This is a genomic window from Alphaproteobacteria bacterium (assembly GCA_015231795.1).
In the GTDB taxonomy this organism is placed as follows: domain Bacteria; phylum Pseudomonadota; class Alphaproteobacteria; order Rhodospirillales; family WMHbin7; genus WMHbin7.
The window spans coordinates 108,401-129,381 of the sequence record JADGAX010000004.1 but is presented as its reverse complement, the minus strand read 5'-3'; the positions used below and the strand labels follow the sequence as shown (position 1 = coordinate 129,381).

The following is a 20,981-nucleotide window of genomic DNA, read 5'->3' as shown; positions in this document are numbered from 1 at the left end:
CTATTTGTAGGGATCTTCGGCGGCGAGATATTTCTGCACATAACGGGTTACGCCGTCCTCCAGCGAGGTGAAGGGGCGCACATAGCCCGCCGCCCGCAAACGCGCCATGCGCGCCTCGGTGAAATACTGGTATTTCGAGCGGATCTCCATCGGCGTGTCGATGTATTTGAGATAGGGTTCCTTGCCCAGCGCCCGGTAAACGGCGCTGGCCAGATCGAGGAAGCTGCGCGCCTGTCCGGTGCCCAGATTGAACAGGCCGGACACTTGCGGATTGTCGAGCAGCCACATCATCACCTCGACGCAATCGTCGATATAGACGAAGTCGCGCAACTGTCCGCCATCGGGATATTTTGGATTGTGCGAACGGAATAGATGGGCGGGGTTGCCGCCATCCGCCTGCGGGAAAATCTGCGCCACCACGCTTTTCTGGCCGCCCTTGTGATATTCGTTGGGGCCATAGACGTTGAAGAATTTCAGCCCCACCCATTGCGGCGGACAGGCCTTGGGATTGTGCATCAGGCGCGAGACGCGCCGGTCGAACAGATGCTTCGACCAACCATAGGCGTTCATGGGATGCAGATGGGCCAGCCCTTCCGACGAACTGTCGTCGTTGAAGCCCGCTTCGCCATTGCCGTAGGTCGCCGCCGACGAGGCGTAGATGAAGCGGACGTGATTGGCCGTGCACCATACCCACAGGGCCAGGGACAGGCGGAAATTGTTGGTGATGATCAGGTCGGCGTCTTTTTCGGTGGTCGCCGAAATGGCGCCCATATGGAAGATGCATTTGATGGCGTCGGCGTTGGCGTCGAGATATTGGAACAGATTCTCGGGCGCTACGATGTCGGCCAGTTCGCGCTTGGCCAAGTTGCGCCATTTCTCGTTCGAGCGCAGCCGATCAACCACCACGATGTCGGTAATGCCCCGGGCTTCGAGCGCCGCCACGATATTCGAGCCGATGAAGCCAGCCCCCCCGGTAACCACATACATTGCCGCGTCTCCCATAATCTCAGAAGAAACGTTATACGTTGCCTTGGGTTAAACCTCAAGCCGGGGGGTTAAGGCTGAAGGGTGGTTCTGGCAACGACTTTTTCTGCGCTGGGGGCAACCAGCGGGTAATAAGTGGTTTCTTCCGCCATGAACATAACCGAATACAACTTCTCTTCCTTTACACCCATGACGGCAAACCCCTTCAAAAGGGGGCTGTTGTTCGTTCTCATCGTAAAATCAAGGCGCAAAGCCCTGGCACCGCCCAGGGTGGAGGGTTCCGTGCGGCTGATTTGAATGTCCGAATAACCGAAGTTGGCGAGGCTGGTTCGCATAAGCTCAGGAAATTCAACGAAACTCATGCCTTTCTTGTACCTGGGCATCGCTTTTCCGTGCTGCGACGGGGCGGCAGCCGCGGGTTCACCATCACCGGCAGGCTTAAAGAACAGCAGGCTATCCAGGTTCTGTCCGTGTTGCGTCCACAAAATGGAGTTGCCTACCGTTCTGGAGTTCCATGGAGCGTCGACCTCAACCCTGTAGGCATCAGCTATAGTCACAGCGCTGCTTGCCGGGACGAGCGTGTAATAAGTACATGAGGGCAGAACAGCTAAGAGGGCTAGGAAGAAAAAAGGGGCAATGGCTCTCATTTCAGTTCCTCAATCTGCATGCGGACAAGGTGGGCGTCCTGCGCCTTGGGGGATTTTGCGAGATAGGTCTCGAATTCAGTGCGGGCTTTGTCCTTTTGTCCCAGCGCGAGGCGGGCGAGGGCGATCGATTTATGAATTTCAGTGGGAAAGCCTTCGCTCTTGAGCGCCAACTCATAAAGTTTAAGCGCTTCCGTCGGGCCATCCTTTGCGTTGCCGCGGCGGTATATCTCGCCCTTGTAATAGTAAAGTTCGCCAAGACGAACGCCATCTTCGATCAGGATGTCGAGGACGGCCAAAGAATGTTTCTGCGGCTTTGTGGATATTTCGTCTTCGAGAAAAGAGGCCCTGTGCGGCAAGATGTGCTCAAGATATCTTTCTCGTCCCAATTCGCGATGGCTGATCCTAGACGCCAAACCATCGGCGATTTTTCTTTGCTCCGTCAGCCGTTCTGAAGACAGAGGGTGCGATAAGAAAATGCTGAAGGTTTCCTCTTCGCCCGTAGCAAGCTGATCTTCCTTCAGCGCCCTTTCCCACATGGCGGGGCTGGCATACAGATCGTAGTTGTTGTCGAACAAAACGCGTAGGCCATAACCATCCGCCTCTCGTTCATGATCGCGTGAAAATGCGCTAATGCTCGCAACTGCCGCCACGCCCATCAACTCTCTCGTGCCGGGTGGCGCTCCGATCACAGACAAGCCCAAGGAAGCGAAAGCAAACGCATCGGCCTTGGCGCTTGTGTCCCTATGGCGTTGCAACGTGTGACGGCGCAAATAATGTCCGAATTCATGACCTAAAACTGAGGCCATTTCCGCCTCGTTGCGCGCTCTTAGCAATAGACCTGAATTAACAATCATCATTCCGTTTGGATACATGCTTGCATTGAAAAGCGGCACGCGTACGAGATAAACGCGCAACTCCGGGCAGTATGGCCCGGTGATTTTGCAGACAACGCCTTTGACGTACGAATTCAGCTTGTCATCTGTTATCCGATTGCCTGCCAACCGGATTTTCGTTTCGTCGTCTTCGAGAGAGAGCCATAACCCTGCTTCATCGGTTTCCAGCGCCGGACGCTCGGTTGGCTTCATGTTGGCAAGGCTATAACTGCTCAGCGATGCTGTTGCGATCTCGTTGGAAGCGCTCCTTTCTCTTTGCGCGCTGTCGCCGGAAATCACCGGTTTGCCAATCGCGCCGTCCCTAAGCCCCTTTTCAAATTGTTCAGTGCTGTTCGCGCATGCTGAAATCGAAAGGGTAAGAAGTGCGAAGGCCAGCAACCGATCCGCATTCAGCATGATCCGCAATCCTTGCCCAGCGGGAAGCCAAGGAAAAGAGTGTCGATGGTTTCCTGGGCGCTTGCGTAGTTTCTTAAGTCGCCAGCATTTCTTGATAGGTGATTGAACCAAACGATATCGCCGGTTTCAAGATCGACCAGGGACGCGAAGCCCGTCTGCGTTCCACCTTCCGGGGCAACGCCAAAGAGAAGGGCTGAGGCAATAATGAGGGCGACTCTTCCCCCGCTGGCGTATGTGTCGTTGACGTGCAGAAATAGCGCGTATCTTGTCTTCGTCTTGTCTTGAAGTTGGCGCGCCAATGGCCCCATCGTCCAGTCGAGCTTGGCTCCTTTTGTAGGAAGAACCAGCGCCGGTTGGTATGAATGGGCCAGAATGGAAGCGCCGACAGCAGAATGCAGTCTTTGAAATGATAAGAATGTCTTTTCGTCGGGCGAGTCCACAGGGGGCAAGGACACTTCAACAACCTCGGCCCTGCCGAAGGATGGATTCTTGCGAAGGCCCTCAAGCAAATTTCTTTTTGCCTGCTCTGTCCAGACGGCATTGGGTTCCAGCATTCCCCCCGCTGTTTTTTCGCTCAGGAGGATGTCGAGTGGCATGAGGGCGACTTTGTTGTTGTCAGGCTTGCCGCCAACAGGACGCTCGGCAAGCCTGAACGACTGCTGACATGCCGACAAAAAAACGCAGCAGATGATTAACGCGCCAATTTTGCGCAAATCGAGCATGGCCACCCCTTGCCTCTCGTTTTCCAATCAGCAACTATTACAACTCAACCAATGCAAGTCAATTGCTCAGGACGCTCGCCCTTGGCTGAGGTTGTCGAGGCAAACAAAAAACGGCGGAAGATCGCTCTTCCGCCGTCTTGATGGCGCAGACTGACGCGCAGTGTCCTACTTCTTCTTGCCTTTCTTGGCCGCCGGCTTCTTGGCTGGGGCCTTCTTGGCGGGAGCCGCCTTTTTCGCCGCAGGCTTCTTGGCCGGGGCGGCTTTCTTGGGGGCGGGTTTCTTGGCGGGGGCCGCCTTTTTCGCCGCAGGCTTCTTGGCCGGAGCAGCTTTCTTGGGAGCGGCTTTCTTGGCGGGAGCCGCCTTCTTCGCCACAGGCTTCTTGGCCGGAGCGGCCTTCTTGGCGGGAGCCGCCTTCTTTGCCGCAGGCTTCTTGGCCGGAGGAGCGGCCTTTTTGGCGGGAGCTGCCTTTTTCGCCGCAGGTTTCTTGGCCGGGGCCGCCTTCTTTGCCGCCGCGGGCTTCTTGGCAGGAGCCGCCTTTTTCGCCGCAGGCTTTTTGGCCGGGGCGGCCTTCTTGGCGGGGGCTGCCTTTTTCGGCTCGGCCACCTTCTTCTCGTCCGGCGCTTTGGTGGGAGCCTGCTTGGTCTCGGCCTTCACGGGTGTCGGTGCCGGGGCTGGCTTGGGCGCGATCTTCTTGGGCATGGGGGGCGGAGCCAGCTTCTTGACCGAAGGCTTTTGGCCCAAGGCCGCCACGCCGGGCAGCATCTTGCCTTCCAGCCATTCCAGGAAGGCGCCGCCTGCCGTCGAAATGTAGGAGAATTGTTCCTCGACGCCGGCATGCGCCAGGGCGGACACGGTGTCGCCGCCGCCCGCCACGGTCAATAATTTGCCGGTTTGGGTCAGATGGGCGGCCGCCCGCGCCACTTCATTGGTGGCCATGTCGAAGGGGCGGGTTTCGAAGGCGCCCAGCGGGCCGTTCCAGACCAGGGTTTTGCAATCGGCCAAACGCTGCACGATGGCCCTGGCCGAATCGGGGCCGGTATCCAGCATCATCAGATCGGCAGGAATCTGTCCGATGGGCACCACCTGCGTGGCGACGCCTTCCTTCAGTTCCGCCGCCACCACGGCATCGGTGGGCAGCACGATCTGGCAACCGGCAGCACTTGCCTTGCCCAGAATCTCGCGCGCCGTGTCGGCCATGTCGCGTTCGCACAGCGAGCGGCCGATCTCAACGCCCTGGGCGAACAGGAAGGTATTGGCCATGCCGCCGCCGATGATCAGCATATCGACCTTGGAGACCAGGTTGCCCAGAAGGTCGAGCTTGGTCGAAACCTTGGCGCCGCCCACGATGGCTGCCACCGGGTGATCGGGCTTCTCAAGGGCTTTGCCCAATGCTTCCAGTTCCGCCTGCATCAGGCGGCCAGCCCCCGAAGGCAGAATGCGGGCGATCGCCTCGGTCGAGGCATGCGCCCGGTGCGCGCAGGAGAAGGCGTCGTTGACGTAAAGATCGCCCAAAGCCGCCAGCTTCTGGGCGAAATCGATGTCGTTCTTTTCTTCCTCGGGATGAAAACGCAAATTTTCCAGAAGCGCGACGTCGCCGGGCTTCAACCCGGCAATCGCCTTCATGGCGCCTTCACCAACGCAATCGTCTCCGAATGCCACGATCTTGCCATCCAGCGCCCGGGTGAGCGGACCCACCACGGGTTTCAGCGAGAAGGCAAGGTCGCGCCCCTTGGGGCGGCCGAAGTGAGAGATCACCACCACCTTGGCGCCGCGCCCCATCAAATCCTTGATGGTTTGCGCGGAGCGGTCGATGCGGGTGGTGTCGGTCACGCGCCCGTCTTTCACGGGCACGTTCAGGTCGGCGCGTACGACGACGCGCTTGCCTGCGACTTCGAGCTTGTCGAGGGTTGGGAAAGCGGGCATGGGCGTTTCACCTCTGCTTGTTGCTTTAGCCAAAAGTTACTTCAATTTGGACAGACAGATGGTGGTGTCGGCCATACGGGTCGAGAAGCCCCACTCATTGTCGTACCAAGCCAGGATGCGCACGAAATTCCCGCCGATCACCTGGGTCTGGGTCAGGTCGAAGGTGGCGCTGGCCGGGCAATGGTTGAAGTCGATCGAGACCAGATGTTCCTCGGTCACGTCCAGAACGCCCTTGAGATAGCCCTTCGAGGCCTTGACCATCGCCTTGTTGATGGCTTCGACCGTGGCGGGCTTTTCGGAAACGAAGGTCAGGTCGATCATCGAGACGTTGGGCGTGGGAACGCGCACCGAGGTGCCGTCGAGGCGGCCCTTCAACTCGGGCAGCACCAGACCGATGGCCTTGGCCGCACCCGTCGAGGTGGGGATCATCGACAGCGAGGCGGCCCTGGCGCGGCGCAGGTCCTTGTGCAGCGTGTCCACCGTGTTCTGATCGCCCGTGAAGGCGTGAATGGTGGTCATGAAGCCCTGCTTGATGCCCACCGTCTTGTGCAGCACGTCGGCCACCGGGGCCAAGCAGTTGGTGGTGCAAGAGGCGTTGGAGACGATCTTGTGTTCTTTCTTCAAGCTGGCATGGTTGATGCCGTAAACGATGGTGGCGTCCGCGTTTTCGCAAGGCGCCGAAACCAGAACGCGCTTGGCTCCCGAATCGAGATGGACGGCGGCCTTGTCGCGCTTGGTGAAAATGCCCGTGCATTCCATCACCACATCGACGTCCAGCGCCTTCCAGGGCAGCTTGGTGGGGTCGCGTTCGGCCATCACCTTGATCGAGCTGGAACCGATCTTCATGACGTCGCCCTTGACGGAGACGGCGCCGGGGAAGGTGCCATGGACAGAATCGTGCTTGAGCAGATGGGCGTTCGCTTCCGGCGAACCCAAATCGTTAATGCCAACCACCACGATGTCTTTGCGCTTGTTTTCGGCCAAAGACCGCAAGACCAAACGGCCGATGCGGCCAAAGCCGTTGATCGCGACGCGAACTGCCATGGGAAACCTCCGAGGGGAAGAAAAAACCTAAAGAGCTGATGGTTGTTTTTTCGCACAACTCATGCATCAAATCCAGAAGGAAGAAGAAGATTCCGTAAGGTTTTTCCCGATGTTGCGGCGCACAAGCCGTCTGCGGACAAGGACTTAGCCCCATCATATCGTAACATTCTAATATAATGTGCCTCTCCTTCTGGTCGATTGACCCTCAAGCCGGTCGGCATCGCTCTTGCAAGACTCGCAACTCTTGGAGATGGAGGACGACAGATGATCGGTGCAATCGAGACGGCAAAAACCCTGACCGGCGGGCTGGAAAATCTGGGCAAGGACAAGACATCGGCTGGCGCTTTCGATGCCGCGATGGCCGCCGCCCAGAAGACCGAACAGGCCGAAGAAGCCCGAAAGAGCGAGTTGCAATCCATTCGCGACAAGGGATTTCGCGGTTGGGTGGGCGAGATGCAGATCGAGAAGCTGAAGGCCGAGTTGCGCGAAAAAGTGATGCAGGCCATGGGCTTGACCGAGGAAGACCTAGCCCAGATGGCCCCCGCCATCCAGCAGATCCTGGAACAGAAGATCCAAGAGGAGCTGTCGCGCCAGCTAGAGGAAGAGCTGCGCAGCCAACAGGCCGAAGGCGCCAGTCAGACCCAAACCGGCGACAAGCAAGGCCAGGCGTCCAACCACACGGAGCAAGCCGGAAAGTTGGCGGCAGGCGTAGCCGCGTCCGGGCAAATTAATCCCCAGGACAAGGACAAGCAGGGCAAAACCTGCCCGGTCATTCCGTCTTTGGCCTGGCCGGGGTTAGGACCGGTCAGCCTGATTTAAGGCTGCTTCTCGACGCAGGCAACCGGCCAGATGGGTTTCGAGCCGTTGTCCACCCGTTGCCCCCGGCTGGTCATGACCGACACCGGCAAACGCTTTTGGTCTTCTGGCAGGCCAGCCAACGCGTGGTTGTTGGCCAGTCCAGGTCCGTAAAGCCCCATCGGGTCGAGATAGGCGATGACTTCCGGGCGCAGCATGGGACCCAAGACTGTAAAGGCGGGGCCAGGGCTTGCGAGCAAATTGATGTGCAGATGGGTATAACCCTGGGCGCCGTAATGCCCGCCGGTCGTTCCCGTATTTCCCGCTAGGCCTACGGTTTGACCGCGAACGACCTTGTCGCCGGGCTGCAACACGGCGGGGACGTCGAGATGCTGGTATTTCGCGAAAATATAGGCGGAAAGGCCGGTCGCTTCGGGAGCAAAGCGAATCCAGATGAAATTGCCGACCAAGCGACCCGCCGTCCCCACATGCGCCACCTCGCCATCGGCGACGGCCAGCAGGGGCGTGCCGGTTTCCAGCGTGATGTCCATGCCGTTGTGCAGGCCACCGAATTCGTTCTTGCGTGGACTGCCGTCGTAGCGCGTGGGCGAACCGAAGGGTGAGGCGATGGCTGAACAGGAAACGCCCTGTGGAAAAACGGGTGTAAGGCCAGTCGCGAACAGGCCGCGCGATGCCGGATCGCGCCCGCCTTCTTGATCGCCGTCCATCATGCGTCCGCTTTGCGCTAAGGCTGGAAAGTTGGCCATGATCAGCAAAGCCAGGACGGCAATTGCCAGGGAGCGGCCGATCATGGGTTTTGCCCCCTGCTCAAACGAAGCGCTAACGGGGCGAATTCAGCATGGATGGCCTCGTACAGGGGGCGTTTGAAGCCAACGATCAGGTGGGGCAGTTCGTCGAACGGCGCCCAGCGCCAGCGCACGAATTCGATCTCGTCGGGATGCGAGTCCAACCGAATGTCGCCGTCCTGGCCCAGAAAACGCAGTGCGAACCATTTCTGCTTCTGGCCCTTGAACTTGCCCTTCCACACTTTACGGCTTAGCTCGGCAGGCAGGTCGTAGGCCAGCCAGTCGGCCGACTCGGCGATGATTTCCGCCTTGTCGGTGCCGGTTTCCTCGCGCAGCTCGCGCAGGGCGGCGTCCTTGGGATCTTCGCCCTTGTCGATGCCGCCCTGCGGCATCTGCCAAGCCCCCGGCGTGTCCGCCCGCATGCCGGTGAACACATGGCCCTGGCGATTGAACAAGATCACGCCAACGCCAAGCCGGTAGGGGCGTTCGTCACTTGTCATGGCGCTTTACCTGGAACGATGGCGGAGACGGGAGCCAACGCAATGCCGCGCGCCGACAAATCCTTGGCCCAGGCCGCCACGCGGTCCATGGCGAGCGGGCGGGCGGGAATCAGCACCAAGGCGCGGCCCTTGGCCTGCGCGTCATCCTCGGCCTTGCGCAGGCGGATATCGATGGCGGCGCGGAAATGCCTATCGTCGATCATGATGTTGGCCTTGGCATAGGGCAGGTCCAGGGCTTCGGCCAAACGGGCCGCCGTTGGATCGCCCGACATGCCATTGTCGATGAACATCAACCCGCTTTGCTTGACGACCCGAAACATCGTATCGACCTGCTGCGTGGCCCCCAAGAAGCGTTGTCCGTCGATGGCCAGCAGGCCGCTATAGCCCTGTGCCTTGGCCAGCAGGGATTCCAAGCGGCGCTGGTTTTCCGAGGTCGAAAGCGATGAAATCAGTCCCAGGGGGCCGGGGTCACGCATGGGAAACGAGCGCGAATCCATCGGCAGGTCCAAAAACACTTCGTGACCGGCGGCGCGCGAGCGCTTGACCCAATCGTCGAGCTTCAGGCTGTAGGGCGAGAAGGAAAGCGCCACTTCGGGCGGCATCCGGGCGATGCCCGCTTCCCCCGCCTCCTTGATCAGTCCCAGATCGAACACGACGATGGCGATGCGTGGCCGCTTGTCGGCCAGATCGAAGGGGCGTGCATAGGCCTTCCAGGATTCGCGCCCGTCCGGGGCGACGATGGGAATGTTACCGGCGTCGGTCTTCTTAAGCAGCGCCGATTGCGGGGCCTCTGGCATCGGCACAGGCTGGGCGGGTGGTGCTACGGCTGGAAGTTCAGCATATTTGGGAACCGACATCTGTCCAGAATTGGCGGGCAGCTTGGGTTCGCCGGTGACCGGGCTTAGCGACGTCACTTTCGCGACTTGACTGTCCTTCAAGGAAGGCGGCGCGAAATCAGGCCGGGCGGGCGTGCTTGGCAAGGCAGGCGCGCCAGCGCTCGGCGTTTCGGTGGCGGCTGGGGGAGCGCCCGCCATTTGAGCCGATGGAGGAGTGGGCGGGGCTTCGCCAGAAGGTGTCTGGGCCTGCGGCAAGGTTGCGGTTGCCGGTTGTTCCATCGTCGGCGGCGCTGAAGGCTGGGGCAGGCCAGAGGCGGCGCTTTCCTGTCCGGGCGGCGGCGAAGGGCTGAGGAGCGACGCGCCGGGACCGGCCCGGGGGGGCATGGGCAGGCTGATGCTGGGGGTGTTGTCCGAGGATTGCGTGGTTTCCTTGGCCGGGCCTTTCATCAGCCAGAAGCCCAGTCCGATCAGGAAACCCAGGCCCAGAACACCCAGGCCAGCGAACAGGGCCGTGCGCTTTTTCTCGGGAACATGTTCCGCCTCGAACTCGAAGGCGGGCGGCATCTCGACATGATCGCCGTCCTGGCCCTCTGCATGATCGGTCAGATGGTCCGTCACATGGTGGAATTCTTCCTCCGCCTTGTCGACCAAAGGGGCCAACTTGGCGCGCAACGGCCCCAGTATCCCGCCCAGTTTGGCTCCCACTGGGCCAAGCAGCGCCGAGACCTTCGAGAGAAGCGGGGCCAGCTTCGAGAAAAGCGGGGCCAGTTTCGAGAAGGGCAAAGCCAGTTTCGAGAACAGACCGGCAGGGCTGGGCAGCCGGGATGTCAGCCCGCCCGCCAGTGATGAAATGCGCAAGCCAATTCCTGAAAAGCTAGGTAGCTTCAGGAGACTGTCCTCCCCTTGGACTTATTTGCCGCGCAGGAATTCAAGCGCCCGCTTAAGCTGCACGTCTTCCTCGTCCTCGTCGTCCTTAGCGTTCGGCGCCGCTTCCTTCGCTGGCTTGGCCTTGGGCGGAGTCTGCGGCTTCTGAGCAGGCTTGGCAGACGGCGGGGTTTCGTTGGCCGTGTCGTTTTTAAGCGCGTGGGGAAGACTGGCCTCGCCCCGCTTGGCGTCGCTTTGCATGGCCAGATCGCGGGCCGTCTTGACCTCGATGTCTGGTTCGATTCCCACCTGCTGAATCGAGCGTCCCGACGGCGTGTAATACTTTGCCGTGGTCAGCTTGATGGCGCCGTAGCCCGGCAGCGGGATGATGGTCTGAACGCTGCCCTTGCCGAAACTCTTGGTGCCGATCAGGGTGGCGCGCTTATGGTCTTGCAGCGCGCCAGCCACGATCTCGCTGGCCGAGGCGGAACCTTCGTTGATCAGCACGGCCAGCGGCGCGCCGCTGGTGATGTCGCCCTTGCGGGCGTTGAAGCGCTGGGTTTCCTCGGGCTTTCTGGAACGGGTCGAGACGATTTCGCCCTGGTCGAGGAAATCGTCGGAAACCGCCACCGCCTGATCCAAAAGGCCGCCCGGATTGTTGCGCAGGTCGATCACATAACCTTTGGGGTTATGCCCCAGCTTGGCCTTGGCGTCGGTCACCGCCTTCTTGAGCGCGCTGTTGGTCTGTTCGTTGAACGAGGTGATGCGCAAGACGCCGATCTCGCCTTCCATCTTCAGGCGCACAGGTTGGATCTTAATCACCGCCCTGATCAGCGTCAGGTCGAAAGGGTCCTTGCCCGCCCGCCTAAGCGTCAGCTTGATCGGCGTATTGGGCGCGCCGCGCATGCGTTCGACAGCTTCGTTGAGCGACAGGCCCATTACCGATTCGCCGTCGAGATGGGTGATGAAGTCTCCGGGCCGCACCCCTGCCTTGTGGGCTGGCGTGTCGTCGATGGGCGACACGACCTTGACCCAGCCGCCTTCCATGGTCACTTCAATGCCGAGGCCGCCGAATTCGCCCCTGGTCTGGACCTGCATGTCCTTGAAGGTCTTGGCGTTCAGATAGGCCGAATGGGGGTCCAGGGCTTGCAGCATGCCGTTCAGCCCTTGTTCGATCAGTTCCTGATCGCCCACCGGTTCGACATATTCCGAACGCACGCGCTCGAAAACGTCGCCGAACAGGTTAAGCAGCCGGTACGTGTCGGCTTGGTTCTTTTCCTGGGCGAATGCCGGAGCTGCCATCAAGGCGATGACGGCGCTTGCGATCCATGCTGTGCGATTCATCCGCTGACCTTGTCCTTCAAAGCCGCAAGCCACGGCGAGGGATTCACCGGCTGGCCGTTTCGGCGCAACTCGACATACAACACTGCCTTGCCGGTGGCTCCGCCCATCTGCCCGATGGGTTCTCCGGCGACCACCGTCTGACCGGCTGCGCCGTCGATGCGGCCCAGTCCGGCAATCAGGGTAAGATAGCCTTCTCCATGCTCGATGATCAAGAGACGCCCATAAGAACGGAAAGTTCCCGCATAAGCGATCTGTCCCTCATAGGGGGCGACCACCTGGGCGCCGGGCCTGGTCTCGATGCTGATCCCCTTCGAGGGCGCCCCCAGGTCGTTCGTCTGGCCGTATTGGATGACGATTTCGCCGCGGGCGGGCAGGGGAATCTGCCCCTTGGCCTGGCTGAAGGGCTTGGCTGGGCCTTCATAATGGGACAAACCTTGTTGGGATTCGCGCTTGGGGGGCTGTTTCGACTTGGCCCTTGCCTCGCGCTCGCGGGCCGCCGCCTCGGCCCTGGCCCTCCGCTCCTCCTCGATTCGCTGCAGCAATTCCTTGAGATCGGCGGCTTCCGAAGCCAACTTGGCCACCCGTTTCTCGGCCTGTTCGCGCTCTTCGCTGGTATGCGCCATCACATCCGACTTGCGCCGCATCAGCCCATCCAGGCGCTTTTGCTCGTCTTCCAGGCGAACCAGGGCCTGCGAGCGCTGTTCTCTCTGTTTGGCGATGTCGGCCCGTACCTGGGCCAGCCCCTCAAGCTCGCGCCGAATGCTGGCGGCTTCCAATTCGATCTGGGGGACGGCGGAGCGCAACAGAATGGCGCTGCGCACAGCGTCGGCGGGGCGCGTCGGCTGGGCGATCAAGGATTCGGTGGGCCGCCAGGCCATGCGTTCCAGCGCCATCAGCACATTGCCCATCTGGCCGCGCTTGCGCTCCAGGCTGTGGCTCATCGCGGCGTCCTTGGCCCTCAGTTTTCCCAGGCGGGCTTCCAGAAGGGTCAGCGTGTCTTCCTGTTCCTGGGCTGATTTGGCGGCGCCGACCAGTCCGGCCTTTAAATGTTCCAACTCGTCGGCCAGCGCTTTTTGCCTGCGCGACAGTTCTTCTTGTTCCTGACGGCCCTTTTCCAGCTCTTTCTCGATGGTCTTCAATTGCCGGTCGGGCGAAACGGGCTTTAGCTGCCTTTCCGCAGCCAGCGCGACGCTTCCCATCGCGCCCAGGGCCAGCAGGACCAGAAAGAGGCGAAGGGGTTTAGGCGGCATCAAGCAGCGACCGCCCCGTCATCTCAATGGGTTGCGCCAAATTCATCAAGGACAGCAAGGTGGGCGCCACGTCGGCCAGCCGTCCATGGCGAAGGCGCGCCCCCTTGGGGCCGTTGATCAGGATGGCCTGCACCGGCCCCACAGTGTGGGCGGTATAGGGCTGGCCGTTCGTTTGGTCCTTCATCAGTTCCAGATTGCCATGGTCGGCGGTCAGCAGCATCACGCCGCCCGCCTTCTTGACCGAGGCTTCCAGCCGGGCCAGACAGGCATCGACCGTTTCCGCCGCCTTGATGGCGGCGGCAAGAATGCCGGTATGGCCCACCATGTCGCCGTTGGCGAAATTCACCACTATCAGGTCGAAGACGTTCGAATCGATTGCCGACACCAGACGGTCGCAAACCAGGGTGGCCGACATTTCGGGCTGAAGATCGTAGGTCGCCACTTTGGGCGACGGCACCAAGATGCGTTCCTCGCCTTCAAAGACGCGTTCCTCGCCGCCGTTGAAGAAGAAAGTGACATGGGCGTATTTTTCGGTTTCGGCGATGCGCAACTGCTTCATGCCGGCCTTCGAAATCACTTCGCCCAGAATGTTGGTCAGCGCTTCGGCTGGAAACATGGTTTGCATCCAGGCATTGTGGCGGCTCGAATATTCGGTCATGCCCAGCGCCGTGGCGAATTTGACGATTCTTTGACGGGCGAAACCCGAAAAGGCGGGGTCGAGCAGGGCTTCCAGAATTTCGCGCGCCCGATCCGCCCTGAAATTGGCCATCAGCAGGCCGTCGCCATCTTGCATGCCCGCATAACCCGCCACCACGCAGGGCTTGACGAATTCGTCGTTCTCGCCCTTGGCGTAGGATTGCGAAATGGCGCCAAGTCCGTCCGGCGCTGTTGCGCCTTGTCCTAGAACCATCGCGTTGTAGGCCAGTTCCACGCGGTCCCAGCGCTTGTCGCGATCCATGGCGAAATAACGGCCCGACACCACGCCGATGGCCGCATTGGTTCCTTGGATGTCGTTCTGGAACTTGGCCAGATAGTCCTTGGCGCTTTGCGGCGGCGTGTCGCGCCCGTCCAGAAAAGCATGCACGACCACCTGAACGCCCTTGGCACTCGCCGCCTTGACCAGTGCTGCCATGTGATCTTGATGCGAATGGACGCCGCCGGGGCTGATCAATCCCATCAGATGCAGCTTGCCGCCGCTGGCTTTCAAGGCTTCCATCGCCTGGATGAAGGCGGGAAGGCTGGCGATGCTGCCATCGGCCACCGCTTGGTCGATGCGCGGCAGGTCCTGCATCACCACGCGACCAGCTCCCAGATTCGTATGGCCCACTTCCGAATTGCCCATCTGGCCGTCGGGCAGGCCGACTTCCAAACCCGACGTTTCCACCAGCGCATGCGGGTTGGCGGCCAGCAGGCGGTCCCAGGTTGGGGTGTTGGCCAGCGCGATGGCGTTGTCGGCAGTTTCGGCGCGCCAGCCCCATCCGTCCAGGATGCACAGAACGACGGGGCGGGGGCGGTTGGCGCTGACGGTCATGGTTATTTTCCTGAGTAATCGGTTCGTTGGAATATTAGGGCATTCGGCGGGGCGTTTCCAACCTATCCGCGATGATAGGGATGCCCGCTGTTGATGCTGAAGGCTCGCCACAACTGCTCGGCCAGCATGGTGCGGACCAGAAGATGCGGCCAGACCATGGCCCCGAAGGAAAGTTTGGCTTCGGCGCGGGCCAGAACCGTCTCGTCAAGACCATCGGCCCCGCCGACGACAAAGGCTAGGTCGCGGCCCAGTTCCTGCCAGCGGGTCAGCTTTCCCGCCAGCCCTTCGCTGGACAGAGCCTCGCCCTTGGGATCGAGGGCCACCGCGAAGGCGTTCTTGGGCAGCTTGGCCAGCAGCAGCTGCGCTTCCTTCGCCTTGCGCTCGGCGCCCGAGATCGGGCGCTTCTCCTCGACCTCGATCACGTCCAGCGGCCAGGGCAGGCGCTTGGCGTAATGCTCGAACAAGACCTGTTCGGGACTGCCCTTGGCCTTTCCCACCGCCAGAATCAGAAAGCGCATCAGCCCTTCTTCTTGGGGGATGGCTTCTTGGCGGCGGGCTTTTTAGCGGGCGCCGCCTTTTTGGCCGGTGCGGCCTTCTTGACCGCAGGTTTCTTGGCGGGGGTCGCCTTTTTCACAGGGGCCGCCTTTTTGTCTGTCGCAACTTTTTTGGCTGCGGGCTTTTTGGCTGCGGGCTTTTTGGCCGGAGCCGCTTTCTTGGCAGGGGCCGGTTTCTTGGCCGCCGGTTTCACGGCTGTCGGTTTCCTGGCCGCTGGCTTCCTGGCTGGTGCTTCTTCGGCCGGGGCCGCTTCGGGCGTCGCGTCCGGCGCGGCAGGCTTGGCCTTGGGGCTGGCCTTCGTCTTGGATTCGGCCAAGGACCACATGCCTTCCAGGTCATAGAAGCTGCGGACTTCGGGGCGGAACAGATGCACCACTACATCGCCGCCATCCACGGCCACCCAATCGGCCTGCGGCAGGCCTTCGTCGCGGGGCTTGATGCCGATCGTCTTCAGCTTCTCGCTGACATGGGCGGCCATCGAAGCGACATGGCGGGCCGAGGTGCCGGAAGCGATCACCATCCAATCGGCGATGCTCGAACGTCCGGTAATGTCGATGGCGACGACATCAACGGCCTTGTTGTCTTCGAGCGTGGCCAGGACAAGGGTCAGAGCCTGCGGCTTTTCGGATTTCGAACTTTTGGCCGGAACCCTGGGTTTGGCGACGGCGGCGGATTTGGCGGCCGGTTTCTTGGCGGGAGCCTTTTTGGCTTGCGCTTTCTTCGGGGCGGTGGGAATGGCGGGTCTCCTTAACCTTGTGACTGAGATGTGCGAATCTTGCTGGCCGAGGCGGGATGTTCCCTAAGCCAAAGGAAACTCCAGGCGGGTGGCGTCGCCTTGACCAGTCTGCGCGCCGGGGTGCGGAAACGCTCGAACCGTTTGGCCGCCTTGCCCGCCAGCGCCGGTAAAGAATAGGCCGGGCGGGCCATCACCGCAACGGGCAGCAAGCGCATCAGGCGGGTCCAACCCCGCCAACGCGGCAATTGGGCCAGATTGTCCGCCCCGATCAGCCAGACGAAGCGCAATCCGGGCAGCCTTTTTTGCAATATGGCCACCGTGTCGGCGGTGTAGCGCGTGCCCAACTTGGATTCGACATCGCTGATCTTGATGAAGGGAATGAGGGCGGTCAGGGTCTTTGCCTGCTCCATCCGGGTTCTGAAAGGGGCCATGCCGCTGATGGGCTTTAATGGATTCTGGGGCGAGACCAGCCACCAAACCTCGTCCAGCCCCAGGGCCTGCTTGGCCATGCGGCTGACATGCACATGACCTTCATGGGCTGGGTTGAACGAGCCGCCCAGCAGCCCGACGGCTCGTTTTCGCCGGTCTCCCTGTCTGGGCAGGGGCGGTTTCCACATCAGCCTGGACGAACCTGGCCCGACCCCAGGACCCGGTATTTGTAGGTGGTCAATTGTTCGACGCCGACCGGCCCCCTGGCGTGCAGCTTGCCGGTGGCGATGCCGATCTCGGCGCCCATGCCGAATTCGCCGCCATCGGCGAACTGGGTCGAGGCGTTGTGCAGGACGATGGCCGAATTGACCTCGTTCAGGAATTTTTCGGCCCTGGCCGGGTCATCGGTCACGATGCTGTCGGTATGCTGCGAGCCATGCCGGTTGATGAAGGCGATGGCGTCTTCCAGCCCATCGACGAGGCGGGCCGAGATGATGGCGTCCAGATATTCCGTGTTCCAGTCCTCGTCCTGGGCGGCCACTACGCGCGCATCGACGGTGCGCACGCTTTCGTCGCCGCGCACTTCGCAGCCCGCGTCCAGAAGGTCCTGGATGATGGGAGCCAGATGCGTCGCTGCCCCGGCCCGGTCGATCAGCAGGGTTTCGGTGGCCCCGCAAATGCCGGTGCGCCGCATCTTGGCGTTCAGCACGATCCGGCGCGCCATTTCAAGATCGGCCTTGCCATCAACATAGGTGTGGCACAACCCCTCCAGATGCTGGAACAGGGGAATGCGGCTTTCCTTGATCACGCGCTCGATCAGCGACTTGCCGCCCCTGGGCACGATGACGTCAATATATTTCGTCATGGTCAGCATATGGCCGACGGCGGCGCGGTCGGCGACCGGCACCATCTGCAGCGCTTCTTGGGGAAGACCCGCTTGGCGCAGTCCGGCTTGCAGGCAATCCATGATGGCGCCCGAGGAATTGATGCTTTCCGAGCCGCCGCGCAAGATGGCCGCGTTGCCCGATTTCAGGCACAGCCCGCCCGCATCCGCGGTGACGTTGGGGCGCGATTCGTAAATGATGCCGATAACGCCCAGGGGAACCCGCACGCGCTGGATCCGCAGCCCGTTGGGTCTGGTCCACTCGGCCATGGTTTCGCCCACCGGGTCGGCCAAGTCCGCCACCTCTTCCAGGCCCTTGGCCATGGCTTCGACGCGCTTTTCATCCAGCTTGAGACGGTCCAGCAAAGCGCCCGACAGGCCCTTGGCCCTGGCGCTCGCCATGTCGAGCGCGTTGGCGGCCAAGATGGCCTGGGCGTTTTGGCGAATGAAGGCGGCGGCGCTCAACAGGGCGGCGTCCTTGGCTTGCCGTTTGGCCTGCGCCAGCATGGAGGATGCTTGGCGGGCCTTCTGGCCGATGCCGTCCATCAAGGCCTGGATATCCGAAGTCGATGACGTCACGTTGCTTGTCCCAAAAATCTGTCTGTCTGGATCATAAACTTGAGGCGCTGTCCTGTCATGGGAAACCCATGAGGCGGTTCAGGCGGTTTTGTTCGTCTGGGGACAGGGCGTTCCACCAGGCGGCGGCGGCCTGCGACTGGCTGGCGTCTTTCGCTCCCAAGGGGGGCGTCTCGCCCACGGCCAAGAAATGCGCGGCATATTGGGTGGTGAAGGCGACGCTGCGCTCTGACGAAACGGCGGTCTTGAAGCCCTGCGCCATCAGCATTTGCCAGAAGATGCGGTCGCAGATGGGGGCCAATGGCTGAGGAATGGCCGCCCACAGGGGCGCAACCTCCATCGCCTTGCCGGTCAGCATCAGACAACTGGTGTCGGCATAATGAAGGCCGTCGCCCTTTTCGCTCAAGCCTTCGATTTCGGAACCGTCGGCGCGGTGGAAGCTGCGCCCGGCCACCAGGACCGAAGCCCCCGTCTCGCCATGCAGGCGCACAAGCGTTTCCAAATGTCTTGCCCGGTACCAGTTGTCGGCGTCCAGAAAGGCCAGCGCCTCGAATCCTTCAGATAGCGCGTAGTCGGCGCCAATGCCGCGCGGCGTGTCGCCATTGTCGCCATGAGATTGGTCCAGCTTCAAATGGACGGCGTTGGGCCATCGGTCAGCCAAGGGATTGGGAAAGCCGTCGGCGACCAGAATATGCATGCAGGGGTGGGTTTGTCCGGCAACGCTGTCCAGGCAGCGCGTCAGAACGAGATCGGACTCGCGGTAATAGGGCGTGACGACGGCGATGCGCAAAGCGCTCAGGTCTTGGCGGCAAACCCTGGCGGGGCTTGCGGGGCCGGATCCTTGTTGATGCCGTAGATGCCGCGCTGGTTGGGAATGGGCTTGAACTTGTCGGAAATGCCCAGAACCGTTTCGGCGCCACCCAGATACAAGAACCCATCGTCGGGCATCAGCCCCGCAATATTGCCAAGCACGCGGGTTTTGGTCGGCTGGTCGAAATAGATCAGCACGTTGCGGCAGAACACGACGTCGAACTGGCCCAGCGCCTTCAGGTCGGTCAAAAGGTTCCATTCGCGATACTGGACCATGGCGCGGATGGCGGCATCGATCTGCCACACTTCGTCTTTCTTCTTGAAGTATTTGACGAGCAGCGTGATGGGCAGGCCTCTTTGCACTTCGAATTGCGAATAGACGCCCGCCTTGGCCTTTTCCAGCATTTCGGTCGAAATGTCGGTGCCGACGATATCGATTTTCCAGCCCGCCAGTTTGGCCTGCTCTTCTTTCAAGATCATGGCCAGCGAATAGGGTTCCTGGCCCGAAGACGAGGCTGCGCACCAGATGCGGAAACTTTTCTTGGCCGCCCGAACCTTCAGGATGTGGGGCAGAACCATGTCCTTGAACTGGTCGAAGGGCTTCGAATCGCGAAAGAAGAACGACTCGTTGGTCGTCATCGCTTCGGTGATTTCGCGGCCCAAGGCCTCGTCGCGGCTGGCCCTGACCGTGCCGATCAGTTCGTCCAGACCCTTCAAGCCCCTTTTGCGGGCGATGGGCATCAAACGGCTTTCCAGCAGATAGGATTTGTCGCTGGTCAGCACCAGTCCCGACCGGTCCTTGATGAATTTCGCGATGAAGTCGAAATCTTCGGGCTTCATGGCTTCACCTGCGCTGCGAAACTTTGAGGATGTAGGGCGCCACTTCCGGCAACGGCAGAACGGCCGAGCAAATGCCCGCCGTGGCCACCGCGCCCGGCATGCCCCACACCACGCTGGTGGCTTCGTCCTGGGCGATCATCGTCGCCCCGCCCTGCACCAGAACTTGCCCGCCCTTCATGCCGTCCTGGCCCATGCCGGTCAGCACGACGGCCAGCACGCGCTTGCCATAGGCCTGCGCGATGCTGCGAAACATCGGATCGACCGCCGGGCGGCAGAAATTCTCGGGCGGATTCTTATTAAGGCGAATGACCTTGTTGGTTCCCTGGACCTCGACCACCATGTGAAAGTCGCCGGGCGCTATGTAAACGCGCCCGCTTTGGATCACTTCTCCGTCCTTGCCTTCCGCCGCGTTCCAACCCGACAGGCGGGTGATGTGCTCGGCCAAAATCGTGGTGAAGGTGGCGGGCATGTGCTGAGTGATCAGGATCGGCTGGCGGATGGGAGCGCCCTTCAGAGCGCCCAGCACGGCGAACAGGGCCTGCGGGCCGCCGGTCGAACTGCCGATGGCGATCAGATCGACCGAATCGGTGCTGGCTGGGCGCAAGGTGACCGCGCCGGCATATAAGGGAACCGAGGGCCTGACGGCGGCTTGCCCGGCCGGAACCTTGGCGCGTTCGGGGAATCCGCCCGGAGGCGCCGCGCGCTTGGGTTTTCTGCGTCTGGCCTGGCCCCAAACCTTGACCTTCTCGATCAGTTCGTTCTTGAACTGACCTGCGCCCAGATCCTTCGACGAGGTGGGCTTGGGCACGTAGTCTGCGGCTCCGGCTTCCATGGCGCGCAGGGTGACATCGGCATTCTTGTGGGTCAGCGTCGAGGACATGATGACCTGGATGTCGGGGTCCTTTTTCAGCAGCAGAGGAAGCGCCGTCAGCCCGTCCATGACCGGCATTTCGATATCGAGCACGATCACTTCGACGTCGTAGCGCTCCAGCGCGTTCAGGGCCATCTGGCCGTTGCCAACCGAAGAGACGACCTGGATGGCCTTGTCTTCTTCCAGCATCTTGGTGACGATGCCGCGCACGACGGCGGAATCATCGACGACCATTACCCGGAAGGGGTCTGTTCCATTGGCCTGAGGCGGGCGCGCCGCCCCGGTTTCGATACCCATTCGACTATCTCACCCCATACCCTTCACAGCAGTCCGACTTGCGAAAACTTGGCTTGTAGGATTTCGCTGTCAAAGGGCTTCATGATGTACTCGTTGGCGCCTGCCAGTATCGCCTCTTGAATATGCTCGATGTCGTTCTCGGTGGTGCAGAACACCACCTTCGGACCATCGCCGCCGGGCAGCTTGCGAAGCTCGCGCAGAAATTCGATGCCGCTCATGACCGGCATGTTCCAGTCGAGAAGGATGGCGTCGGGGAGTCTTTTTTGACACAACTCGAGAGCGGCCTTGCCGTCGGCGGCTTCGTCCACTTCGAACGTGAGTTCCTGCAAAATCTTCCGGGCCACCATGCGGATGACCTTTGAATCATCGACCACGAGACAGAGTTTCATGTTGTTTCAGAGCCTTCGCTTCGATTCGGCTGTTTCGGACGTTCCCAAATGCAATAGTTG

At 61.1% G+C, this 20,981-nt stretch carries 21 protein-coding genes; 1 reads left to right on the top strand and 20 read right to left on the bottom strand.

Annotation, left to right across the window (positions count from 1 at the left end):
* From rfaD to gap, 6 genes are all read right to left on the bottom strand, one after another.
* Positions 1-987, bottom strand: coding sequence for an ADP-glyceromanno-heptose 6-epimerase (rfaD, locus tag HQL44_10620; GenBank protein MBF0269031.1), 987 nt, complete (start codon positions 985-987; stop codon positions 1-3).
* A 68-nt stretch (positions 988-1,055) separates the two neighbouring features.
* Positions 1,056-1,631 carry a hypothetical protein gene (locus HQL44_10615; protein MBF0269030.1) on the bottom strand — a complete coding sequence of 192 codons (576 nt, stop codon included), beginning with the start codon at positions 1,629-1,631 and terminating at the stop codon, positions 1,056-1,058.
* Positions 1,628-2,920, bottom strand: a complete 1,293-nt coding sequence (locus tag HQL44_10610) for a M48 family metalloprotease (GenBank protein ID MBF0269029.1) — start codon at positions 2,918-2,920, stop codon at positions 1,628-1,630. The genes HQL44_10615 and HQL44_10610 overlap by 4 nt, the downstream gene beginning before the upstream one ends.
* Positions 2,914-3,642: a hypothetical protein gene (locus HQL44_10605; protein MBF0269028.1), complete on the bottom strand. Its 729-nt coding sequence runs from the start codon at positions 3,640-3,642 to the stop codon at positions 2,914-2,916. Before HQL44_10605 ends, HQL44_10610 begins: the two co-directional genes overlap by 7 nt.
* 165 nt (positions 3,643-3,807) lie before the next feature.
* Positions 3,808-5,565 (bottom strand): phosphoglycerate kinase, encoded by a 1,758-nt coding sequence (locus HQL44_10600; GenBank protein ID MBF0269027.1) that lies wholly within the window; start codon positions 5,563-5,565, stop codon positions 3,808-3,810.
* Between the two features lie 36 nt (positions 5,566-5,601).
* Positions 5,602-6,609: a type I glyceraldehyde-3-phosphate dehydrogenase gene (gap, locus tag HQL44_10595; protein MBF0269026.1), complete on the bottom strand. Its 1,008-nt coding sequence runs from the start codon at positions 6,607-6,609 to the stop codon at positions 5,602-5,604.
* Positions 6,610-6,873: 264 nt separating this feature from the next.
* On the opposite strand from gap, the gene HQL44_10590 reads away from it, so the two are divergent.
* On the top strand, positions 6,874-7,428 hold the full coding sequence (locus HQL44_10590; protein ID MBF0269025.1) for a hypothetical protein: 555 nt from the start codon (positions 6,874-6,876) through the stop codon (positions 7,426-7,428).
* On the opposite strand, the gene HQL44_10585 is transcribed toward HQL44_10590, so the two are convergent.
* From HQL44_10585 to HQL44_10520, 14 genes are all read right to left on the bottom strand, one after another.
* Positions 7,425-8,216 carry a M23 family metallopeptidase gene (locus HQL44_10585; GenBank protein MBF0269024.1) on the bottom strand — a complete coding sequence of 264 codons (792 nt, stop codon included), beginning with the start codon at positions 8,214-8,216 and terminating at the stop codon, positions 7,425-7,427. The two genes, HQL44_10590 and HQL44_10585, sit on opposite strands and share 4 nt — an antisense overlap.
* A complete protein-coding gene (locus HQL44_10580) occupies positions 8,213-8,710 on the bottom strand; it encodes an RNA pyrophosphohydrolase (protein MBF0269023.1) in 498 nt (165 codons plus the stop codon). The genes HQL44_10585 and HQL44_10580 overlap by 4 nt, the downstream gene beginning before the upstream one ends.
* Positions 8,707-10,404: a divergent polysaccharide deacetylase family protein gene (locus HQL44_10575; protein ID MBF0269022.1), complete on the bottom strand. Its 1,698-nt coding sequence runs from the start codon at positions 10,402-10,404 to the stop codon at positions 8,707-8,709. The genes HQL44_10580 and HQL44_10575 overlap by 4 nt, the downstream gene beginning before the upstream one ends.
* Positions 10,405-10,455: 51 nt before the next feature.
* Positions 10,456-11,754: a S41 family peptidase gene (locus HQL44_10570; GenBank protein ID MBF0269021.1), complete on the bottom strand. Its 1,299-nt coding sequence runs from the start codon at positions 11,752-11,754 to the stop codon at positions 10,456-10,458.
* The gene (locus HQL44_10565; protein MBF0269020.1) at positions 11,751-12,953 is read right to left on the bottom strand and encodes a peptidoglycan DD-metalloendopeptidase family protein; all 1,203 of its coding nucleotides are present in this window, start codon (positions 12,951-12,953) and stop codon (positions 11,751-11,753) included. The genes HQL44_10570 and HQL44_10565 overlap by 4 nt, the downstream gene beginning before the upstream one ends.
* A 40-nt stretch (positions 12,954-12,993) precedes the next feature.
* Entirely contained in the window at positions 12,994-14,535 is a 1,542-nt protein-coding gene (locus tag HQL44_10560) for a 2,3-bisphosphoglycerate-independent phosphoglycerate mutase (GenBank protein MBF0269019.1), read from the bottom strand.
* 62 nt (positions 14,536-14,597) lie between these two features.
* Complete coding sequence (locus HQL44_10555; protein MBF0269018.1) at positions 14,598-15,053, bottom strand: 23S rRNA (pseudouridine(1915)-N(3))-methyltransferase RlmH; 456 nt, start codon at positions 15,051-15,053, stop codon at positions 14,598-14,600.
* Positions 15,053-15,826, bottom strand: coding sequence for a ribosome silencing factor (gene rsfS / locus HQL44_10550; protein MBF0269017.1), 774 nt, complete (start codon positions 15,824-15,826; stop codon positions 15,053-15,055). The genes HQL44_10555 and rsfS overlap by 1 nt, the downstream gene beginning before the upstream one ends.
* 11 nt (positions 15,827-15,837) lie before the next feature.
* The gene (locus HQL44_10545; protein MBF0269016.1) at positions 15,838-16,443 is read right to left on the bottom strand and encodes a nicotinate-nucleotide adenylyltransferase; all 606 of its coding nucleotides are present in this window, start codon (positions 16,441-16,443) and stop codon (positions 15,838-15,840) included.
* Positions 16,443-17,684 (bottom strand): glutamate-5-semialdehyde dehydrogenase, encoded by a 1,242-nt coding sequence (locus HQL44_10540; protein ID MBF0269015.1) that lies wholly within the window; start codon positions 17,682-17,684, stop codon positions 16,443-16,445. Before HQL44_10540 ends, HQL44_10545 begins: the two co-directional genes overlap by 1 nt.
* A gap of 88 nt (positions 17,685-17,772) precedes the next feature.
* The gene (locus tag HQL44_10535) at positions 17,773-18,504 is read right to left on the bottom strand and encodes a glycosyltransferase (protein MBF0269014.1); all 732 of its coding nucleotides are present in this window, start codon (positions 18,502-18,504) and stop codon (positions 17,773-17,775) included.
* Between the two features lie 5 nt (positions 18,505-18,509).
* Positions 18,510-19,364, bottom strand: coding sequence for a protein-glutamate O-methyltransferase (locus tag HQL44_10530; protein ID MBF0269013.1), 855 nt, complete (start codon positions 19,362-19,364; stop codon positions 18,510-18,512).
* A gap of 4 nt (positions 19,365-19,368) precedes the next feature.
* On the bottom strand, positions 19,369-20,469 hold the full coding sequence (locus tag HQL44_10525) for a chemotaxis response regulator protein-glutamate methylesterase (protein ID MBF0269012.1): 1,101 nt from the start codon (positions 20,467-20,469) through the stop codon (positions 19,369-19,371).
* Positions 20,470-20,555: 86 nt separating this feature from the next.
* Positions 20,556-20,921, bottom strand: coding sequence for a response regulator (locus HQL44_10520; GenBank protein ID MBF0269011.1), 366 nt, complete (start codon positions 20,919-20,921; stop codon positions 20,556-20,558).
* Positions 20,922-20,981: the final 60 nt, after the last annotated feature.